Annotated in this window: 4 protein-coding genes and 1 rRNA gene; all 5 read right to left on the reverse strand. The window is 60.9% G+C overall.

Annotation, left to right across the window (positions count from 1 at the left end; translation table 11 throughout):
• Positions 1-19: 19 nt before the first annotated feature.
• A complete protein-coding gene (locus B5D13_RS07950; protein WP_078687787.1) occupies positions 20-898 on the reverse strand; it encodes a YitT family protein in 879 nt (292 codons plus the stop codon).
• The gene (prfB, locus tag B5D13_RS07955) at positions 895-2,010 is read right to left on the reverse strand and encodes a peptide chain release factor 2 (protein ID WP_078687788.1); all 1,116 of its coding nucleotides are present in this window, start codon (positions 2,008-2,010) and stop codon (positions 895-897) included. The genes B5D13_RS07950 and prfB overlap by 4 nt, the downstream gene beginning before the upstream one ends.
• Before the next feature lie 5 nt (positions 2,011-2,015).
• The gene (gene secA / locus B5D13_RS07960) at positions 2,016-4,763 is read right to left on the reverse strand and encodes a preprotein translocase subunit SecA (protein WP_078687789.1); all 2,748 of its coding nucleotides are present in this window, start codon (positions 4,761-4,763) and stop codon (positions 2,016-2,018) included.
• Positions 4,764-5,142: 379 nt separating this feature from the next.
• Positions 5,143-8,190, reverse strand: coding sequence for an AfsR/SARP family transcriptional regulator (locus tag B5D13_RS07965; RefSeq protein WP_159444010.1), 3,048 nt, complete (start codon positions 8,188-8,190; stop codon positions 5,143-5,145).
• Positions 8,191-8,738: 548 nt separating this feature from the next.
• A 5S ribosomal RNA gene (rrf, locus tag B5D13_RS07970) occupies positions 8,739-8,854 on the reverse strand.
• Between the last annotated feature and the right edge of the window lie 130 nt (positions 8,855-8,984).

Genomic DNA, 8,984 nt, shown 5'->3' on the forward strand with positions numbered 1-8,984 from the left:
AGGTGTTTAGATTGTCCATTTATGAGGGGCCAATTTCGCCAAAGCCCTCGCCAAAGGCCTCGTGCACCTCCGAGACAATCACGATGGCGTCCGGGTCGAGCTCGGCAACGATTCCCTTGAGGCGCGCAGTCTCGGTTCGGCCGAGGACGCACATCAGAACCGGACGGCTGTTGCCGCTCCAGACACCCCTGGCCTGCAGCTCCGTGCAGCCGCGACCCATCTCGTAGAGGATCTTGTTGGCGATTTCGTCATGCCTGTGCGAGATGATGTAGGCCACACGCGCCGTCCGGGGACCGTCGACCACCATGTCGATCACCACGCCGCCGATGTACATTGCGATGCCGGCATAAAGCGCGTTTCGCACCGAGAACACGGGGATCGACGCCAGGACAATCGCGCCGTCGACCAGCATGCTCAGCGTGCCCAGCGGCAGGCCGGTGGGCTTGTTCAGCAGCTGAGCGACGATGTCGGTGCCACCGGTGTTGCCGCCCGAGAGGAAGACGATGCCCACGCCGGCACCGACCAGCACGCCACCCCAGATCGCAGAGATCAGCAGCTCGCCCTGGGCGAGCACGGGCACGACGGGCGCAAGCGCATCCATGAAGAGGCCCGAGATGATGATGCCCGCGATGCTTCTGGCGACGTAGCTCCAATCGCGCGTCGTGAGCACGACGTAGCTCAGGAGAAGGACATTCATGACGATGGTCTGGATACCAACGGGAAGCGTGATGCCCACGCTCGCGGCAATGGCCGCAAGAATGGTCGCCAGACCGGTCAGGCCACCGGCAGCCAGGCCGTTGGGGACCTCGAAGCAGTCAACGCCCAGGGCGAACACGAAGGAGCCGGCCACGATCAGGAAGGCCTCCTTGAAATATCGGCGCCAGTCGACCTTCTTCACGAGGCATCCTTTCTGCCAACGGCCCACCTGTGGTAGGCAATCACGAACGGATCGAGGTCACCGTCCTGCAAGACGGAGTCGACATTGCTCGTCTCGAGTCCGGTGCGCGTGTCCTTCACCAGCTGGAAGGGGTAGAGGACGTAGTTTCTAATCTGGTTGCCAAACGAGATCTCGCTCTTGGGGCCGCGCAGCGCCTCAAGCTCTGCCTCGCGCTTCTCGCGCTCCATCTCGTACAGGCGGCTCCTGAGAATCTGCATGGCGACGGCTTTGTTCTGCAGCTGGCTTCGCTCGTTCTGGCAAGTGACGACCGTCCCGGTCGGGAGGTGCGTGATGCGCACGGCCGAGTCGGTCGTGTTGACGCCCTGGCCGCCGGGGCCAGACGCGTGGTAGACGTCGATGCGAAGGTCGTTTTGATCTATCTCGACCTCGATGTCATCGGGCAGGACGGGAACGACGTCGACGCCGGCAAAGGTCGTCTGGCGGCGCTTCTTCGCGTCCGTAGGCGAGATTCGGACAAGCCTGTGCACGCCCTTCTCCGCGCGGAGCATTCCATAGGCATTCTTGCCGGAGACCGTGAAGGTCGCTCGATCCAAGCCGATGACCTCGGCGGGCGTGACGTCGTTGAGGTCGACCTTCCAGCCGCGCTTGTCACAGTAGCGCAGGTACATGCGGAAGAGCATGTCACACCAGTCTTGTGCCTCGAGTCCGCCCTGTCCGGGCGTGATGGTGACGATCGCGTCGCCATGGTCAAGGTCATCCGTAAACCAGCTGGAAAGCTCGAGTTCGGCGAGGCTCTTCCTGAGCTCCCCGGCGAGGCGCGCGGCCTCTTCCCCCAGCTCGTCGTCGCCCACCTCGTCGCCAAGCTCAAGCGCCGCGACCGCGTCGTCGAGCTTCTGGTGGGCGTCTTCGATGTTCTGGACGTCCTCGCGTGCGCGCGTCAGCTCGGCCATTGTGGAGCTGGCTGCCTCCGCATCATCCCAGAATCCTGGTTCCGCGCTCTTGCGCTCCAGCTGCGCGACATCATGCCTGCGCAGGTCGATGTGCAGGTAACCTTCCACCTCATCAAGACGGGCCTTGAGCGCCTCGATGTCTGCGTGCGTAATTCCTGTCATGCGAGCTATTTCCTACCGTGGCAGTTCTTGAACTTCTTGCCGCTGCCGCAGGGGCAGGGGTCGTTGCGGCCGACATTGACGTACGGGTTGGGGTCCTCCGACTTCCTGTAGGTGCTTGCCTTGGTGGGAGCGGAAGCGCCCCGGACGGCCTGGGCGCGCGTGACGCGCGTCCTCGTGACGCCGTCGGCATGGTCGCCGTCGACCTCGCCGGGGCCCGAGTACTTCGCACCGCGAAGTTCCTCGGCCTCGTCGCTGCTTGTTGGTGCGGGCGCGACGCCCTGAGCGAGCTCGATGCGAAGAATGGTCTGGAGGAAGTCCTCGTACATCGTGTTGACGAGCTCGGTAAAGGCGGCGTACGCCTCGGCCTTGTACTCCACGAGCGGGTCGCGCTGGCCGAAGCCGCGCAGGCCGATGCCCGTCTTCAGGTAGTCCATCTCCTGCAGGTAGGACATCCAGCGCGTGTCGATAACGCGAAGCATGACCTGGGCGGAGAGCTCATGCATGATGGCGTCCGAGAGGCGCTCGGACTTCTCGGAGTAGCACTTGAGGACGAAGTCGTCCACAACCCCCTCAATTTCGTCGCCCTCGGCGTCCTCGTCGAACTCGGGAAGGTCGGCCCTCCCCGTAAGGTCGGCGACCCACTTGCGAAGGCCCTTGACGTCCCAGTCGCCCGAATCAATCTCGCTGGAGCAGAACTCCCCCACGCGACGCTCGACGACGTCGTGGGTGACCTCCTCGACATGGGCGACCAGGTCCTTGCCGTCCAGAATCCTGTTGCGCTCCTCGTAGATGACCGTACGCTGCTTGTTCATGACGTCATCGTAGTCAAGAACGTTCTTGCGCATCGAGAAGTTGATCTCCTCGACCTTGTGCTGCGTGTTCTCGATCGCCTTCGTGACCATCTTGGCCTGAATGGGCATGTCCTCCGGCATGTCGTACTTCGCCATCATCTGCGCGATCTTGTCCATCCTGTCGCCACCGAACAGGCGCATGAGGTCGTCGTCCAGCGACAGGTAGAACTGGGTCTCGCCGGGGTCGCCCTGACGACCGGAACGACCGCGAAGCTGGTTGTCGATTCGGCGGCTCTCATGGCGCTCGGTGCCGATAACGCACAGGCCGCCAGCCTCGATGACCGCGTCCTTCTCCTTTGCGCAGACCTCTCGAGCACGCTCGAAGTACTCGTTGCGCTGCTCGGGAGTGACCTCCTCCGGATCGATGCCGTCCTGGTCCATGAGCTCCTTGGCAAGAACGTCAGGGTTACCGCCCAAGAGGATGTCCGTACCACGGCCTGCCATGTTGGTGGCGATGGTCACCGCGCCCTCGCGGCCGGCCTGCGCAACGATCTGCGCCTCTCGCTCGTGGTACTTCGCGTTGAGCACCTCGTGGGCGATGCCCCTCTTGTCGAGGATCCTCGAGAGCCTGTCAGAGCTCTCGATGGAGACGGTGCCGACCAGGACCGGCTGGCCTGTGGCGTGACGTCTCGCGACGTCCTCGGCAACCGCATTGAACTTCGCGTCGAGCGACTGGTACACCAGGTCGTCGTAGTCCTTGCGGATGACGGGCTTGTTGGGAGGAATGACCTGAACGGCCAAGCCATAGATCTCTCGGAACTCCGCATCCTCGGTCATTGCGGTGCCGGTCATGCCGGACAGCTTGTCGTACAGGCGGAAGTAGTTCTGGAGCGTGATGGTTGCGAGGGTCTGGTTCTCCTCGCGGACAAGGACGCCTTCCTTGGCCTCGATTGCCTGGTGCAGCCCCTCGGAGTAGCGCCTGCCCTCCATGATTCGGCCGGTGAACTCGTCGACGATCTTGACCTCGCCATCCATCACGACGTACTGCTGGTCGCGATGGAACATGTACTGGGCCTTGAGCGCCTGCTGGAGGTGGTTGACAAGCTGGCCGCTCATGTCGGCGTAGATGTCGTCGATGCCCAGGTTGTTCTCGATCTTCTTCAGGCCGATGTCCGTGGCCGAAATGGTGTGCTTCGCCTCGTCCATCTCGAAATCGACGTCAGGCTTGAGACCTCGCACGGCGCGTGCGAAGTCCTTGTAGGTGCCGGCAGACTTCGTGCCCGCGCCGGAGATGATGAGCGGCGTCCTGGCCTCGTCGATCAGAATCGAGTCGACCTCGTCGACGATGGCGAAAGAGTGTCCGCGCTGGACGCGCATGTTCGCCCTGCCGACCATGTTGTCGCGCAGGTAGTCGAAGCCGAACTCGGAATTCGTGCCGTAGGTCACGTCGGCCTCGTAGGCGGGCTTCTTGAGGTTCAGCTTCATGCCGTTCTGGAGCAGGCCGACCTTCATGCCCATAAAGCGATAGATCTGGCCCATCCACTCGCTGTCTCGCTTGGCGAGGTAGTCGTTTACGGTAACGATGTGCACGCCCTTGCCGGGGATGGCGTTCAGGTAGCCCGCCAGCGTGGAGACGAGCGTCTTGCCCTCGCCAGTCTTCATCTCGGCAATCATGCCGCGGTGAAGCGCAATGGCGCCGATGACCTGAACGTCGAAGTGCCTCATCCCAACCGTACGCCACGACGCCTCGCGCATTGCCGCAAAGGCCTCGGGCAGAAGCTCGTCGAGCGTCTCGCCGTTCTGGTAGCGCTCGCGGAACAGAGCCGTCTGTCCCCTGAGCTCCTCGTCGCTCATGGCCTTGAACTTGGGCTCCTGATCGTTGACGCTCTGGGCGATCTTCTCGATCTCCTTAAGCTGCTTGTCGGCGCCACGCGACAACAGACGAGAGAAAAAGTTGGGCATGAGAAATCCTTAGGCACTCAAGGGGAGAAGAGCGTGACTCTACTCCCCAGACTATTCAGCGATTTTTACTTTATCAATTGGCACCCGCAGACAGTGCCTCTCACGCGTCAACCATCAAAACGGCACCATGGCGGCGCGTTTCGGCCGCTTCCGGAGCATTCTGCAGGCGTTCTCCGGCCTATTGTGTACCCATAGCCCGACTTCTAGTCGCACTCAATCCAGTCGCCCGGCATCACGTGCCGCCCGCCGAATACAGCACCCCCCCGCAAGGAATAATGCGGGTCGAAAAAGCCGCGGCCGAACCTCTCTCGGCTCGGTCGCGGCGAGCCAGACTCGCGTCAGGCGGCTCCCTTCCTATGTTGGCCCCAGCTTTTCTCTCTTAGCTTGCGATGCCTCTTTCGCCAATGTCGCTTGTCCCACGTCCGCCTAGACTAGCGCCGAACCCATGCGAGTCTGCAGCATCCGTTCGCTCCCTTGGCTCGCCTTCGTCTCTCGCCATGTCCGTTGGCTCGTCGGCCGTGTCGCACGGGCCGTTCGAAGAGGGCGACGGGTCGCACGCGATGCCCTCCTCCATCTCGCGCCCCTCTTGCGCCGACACCCCTTCGTCGCTTCGGTCCGACTGTCCTTCGCCGACAATTTCCTCGACCATGGAGAGGATCTCCAGACTCGGACGAATCCCGAGCTCCGAATACAGCGTCGTCTTGTGTTTTCGGAAGGCGTAGAGCGCCTCGGAGCGTAGGCCCAGACCCTTAAGGGAGCCAAGCAGAACGAGCAGCGCGTCTTCCCTGCTCGGCCACTTGTCGAAAACTGCGCGCGAGAGCTCGGCCGCCAGATAGTACCTACCAGACCTCAGGGCGCACTGTGCCCCTTCGACGCAGCTGCTCGCATAGAGCCGATCGATTCTCTCAATCTTGCGCGCCGCGTTGCCGGTCACGTCACTTGCCACGTAAGCCGGGCCACCCTCATACATCTGATGGACGACGACGGCCTTCCGCGCCCTCGCCTCATCGTCACAGCCGCCCGCAAGAACGCGCTGGCAGATCTCGTTGAAGCGGTCCACGTCGAACTCGACATCACCCTCGCCGACAGTCACATACCCACCGTGCCGCGAGCTGTGCACGGGATCGAACCCCATGTACCTTCCGCCGAGCGCCGACCTGAGAGATGCAATGGCCTCATAGAGCTTCTGAGCCCCCGTGGCATAGTCGTCCTCGCCCCAAATGCAACGGAGAAGTTCGACCTTGCGCATCTTGTGCCCTGGCGTGAGGGCGAGAAGCGCAAGGACATCCTTTGCCCTTCTCTTGTTGATTCGGGAAAACGGCACCAGGCGGCCGTCAACGCGAACCTCGAATGAGCCCAAAACCTTTACCTGGACGCGCTTCGCCTTGGCATCCGCCTCACCCGCGGGCGGAACGGTCGGCGTCAGCGAGCCCGAGTCATCGTCACGCTCCTCGACCCCCGGCACCGCACGGCCCGAAACGCGTCGCCAGTTTGCCGGGATAAGCCCTCGGAAACACTCGGACGCATCCCCAAGGTCATTGCACAGGAACCAAAGAGCCCAGCGCACTTCATGGGACACGCCGCTTCTGCTCAGCGAGTCAAGCCTCACCCTCGAGTCATCGCCCACGCAGGCCTTGTAGAGCATGCGGGCAAGGTCGCCAAGCGCACCATTCTCGATCTCGCCGGGACGATACGATAGCTCTTCTCCCAGCTTAGCCTCAGCTGCATACGTGATGAGCGTGGCAGCATCACGCAAATAGGTGCAACCGCAGGCATCGGCCCTCTTTATTGCTTGGCGCGCCCTGACATAGCCCCTCTTGCAGCTGCCAAGCCTCACGTCACCTACAGCCGCAGCCAGCAGAAACACGATTTCGGCAACGCGGTCGCCATGGGCCGACGCACGAGAGATTGCCCTCTCCGCATTCCTGAACACGGCGTCAAACCCCATAACGGTCCGCAGAGCCTCGTTGAAGTAGTCGCGGTATGCCTCCAAAAGCTTAGAGCCAGTCGATGAGACGACGCGTTTCAGAGACTCTCGCCCAAGTTCGTCATCCCTTGAGCCGCGCTCGCCCAATAGCAATGACGCAATTCTGAAGTCGTCGTGTATAAACAGCGATGTCAGGTCATTTACATGCACGCAAGCTTCTGAATTTATTAAGGACTCATATACATCTGAGAAGTGCCCATCTATCAAGTCTCTGCACGCGTTGAGATGCTCGACGAGGCGCAGCGCGAACTCGTCTTGGCACCCATAGCGAGGATCGGGAGAATAGTGCGTCACCATCCCCGCCAGCGCCTTGCGCGAGAGACACAAGAGACATGCCTTCATCTGCTGGTTGACGTCGTCGCTCGGTGAGATGTACGGCAAACGCCGCTCGTAGTAATGATTCGACTCGAGACCATCCCCAGATCCTCCGCCTGAACACGCGGCAAGGCCGTTTTCGGACCCCTCGCCATGTCCGCCAAGGGGCTCAGGAAGAGTGCCCTCTTCAAATGTAAGGGGAGCATCACCTGGAAGGCCAAGGACTTTTGGCAGGTCACCTTGCTCACCCTCAAGTGACCTCGCGGCCCAGAAGGCCCACGAGCGGCGTGCGAGAACCGTATCTGCCCACTCGATTTCCGACTGCTGGGGAAGGTGCGCATCCACAAGCGCCAAAGCGCCCGCGTTGATGAAGTCGACGCCGAAATCGCACGACAGCTCTTTCAGGAAAGCTCCATCATGACTCAGACCTGCGACGATAGCGCAACGGCCATACTCGCCAAGGCGAGCGAGCGTGCACGCCGCACTCTGAATGACGACCTCCGACGAATCAAGGCATCCATAGAGGCCCGGCAGTGCCGCGGAGAAGAGAGTGTCGTCACACACTCCAGCAACACTAAAAGTTCGCGCGAGGAGATTAGCACCGAAAAAGAGCGCGTCTGCTTCCAGCGACGCAGCCATATCGTCATCGAAGCGACAGACGTCTGAAAGATCGTCAAAGTCACCCCGGCCGATAAGAATCATAGCGAGACGCACCCGCTTCTCCTCATCCGTAAGGGAATCTCGCACCGCAGAGGTGACGCAAGCCCTAAGGGCTTCGACGTAAGCGGGAAGGACGTTACCTCGAGAGGCGTGCTCAGAAACGCCAACAAAAGAGCTTGCGAGCGCAGGAACCCCATTGGCAAGCCAAAGATACTTGCTGTCTCCCTCAATTGGGCAAATCAGGTCTCGGCTCCTAACGATGGCGTACCCATGGCAAGAGTCCACTAGAGTGGCCTCTTCAGGACGAAGAGCGACAATCACCGAGAAGCCCTGTCCAGACAGCCTGGCGAGCGCATTGGCCTCACGGTCCGCGTCAAACTCGTCTGCGGCGGGCATGCCGTCAATTAGTATGAAGCGCTCCCCGCTGCCAGCGGATGAGACTATGCTTCGTGCATAACGCCCCATGCGAGAAGGAACCTCACGACTGTCACAATCGCAGAAAGAAACCTGGTCAACAAAAGCACCGTTTTGACGTGCGAGACGAGCGAAACAGTCAAGGGCATACGACTTGCCAAGGCCAGAATCCGCAACAAGAAACATAAGGTGAGATGGCGAATCAACGACGCGAGAGCAGATGCCGCAAAGGTCGTCCGGCGTTAGGAGACCAAGGCCAACAGAAGACGCCTCCACAGCATTGGCATACTTGCATGGGGGTACAATGAGATCTTTTGAACTTATCATAGCTAAAACCCTTTGATTTATGTTTACACAATTGGATTGATGCATGCATCCTTGAATCAAGATTAGTTCTATCCAATTGCTCAACAAAAAGAAAGAGTTATGCATGAAAGATTTTGCCACCGTGATAGATTTCTTTGCAGATAACTGTCACTTGAAATTCTTTCTGAAAGTGGCACCGTAGAAAGGTTCAAAACATCAGCCTCCCGCCGGCATACGGGGGGAGGCCCCCGGCCGCAGAGCCGGGGGCCTCCCCACGCGAAATGCCCCTAGTTGGTCAGCGGCGTCCTGCTCTCCCACGGACTGACTCCGCAGTACCATCGGCGCTCGGGGGCTTAACTTCTGGGTTCGGAATGGGACCAGGTGTGCCTCCCCTGCCATGGCCGCTGACCAACTAGGGGCATTCTGTTGTCACGGGGCCTTCGCCGCCGTGCCCTGGGGGCCGCACAGCGCGACGCGGACGACGCCTCTCCAAGAGGACCGCTCCGATCCGGAACACATGTAAAGGAAGGGAAGAGCTC

The sequence above is a fragment of the Olsenella sp. KH1P3 genome, assembly GCF_900167315.1.
Classification (GTDB): Bacteria; Actinomycetota; Coriobacteriia; order Coriobacteriales; family Atopobiaceae; genus Olsenella_J; species Olsenella_J umbonata_A.

Bases quoted from the DNA above. Each gene is read 5' to 3' on its own strand.
- prfB (WP_078687788.1), bottom strand. From the start codon at position 2,010: ATGACAGGAATTACGCACGCAGACATCGAGGCGCTCAAGGCCCGTCTT.
- secA (WP_078687789.1), bottom strand. From the start codon at position 4,763: ATGCCCAACTTTTTCTCTCGTCTGTTGTCGCGTGGCGCCGACAAGCAG.
- B5D13_RS07965 (WP_159444010.1), bottom strand. From the start codon at position 8,190: ATGGGGCGTTATGCACGAAGCATAGTCTCATCCGCTGGCAGCGGGGAG.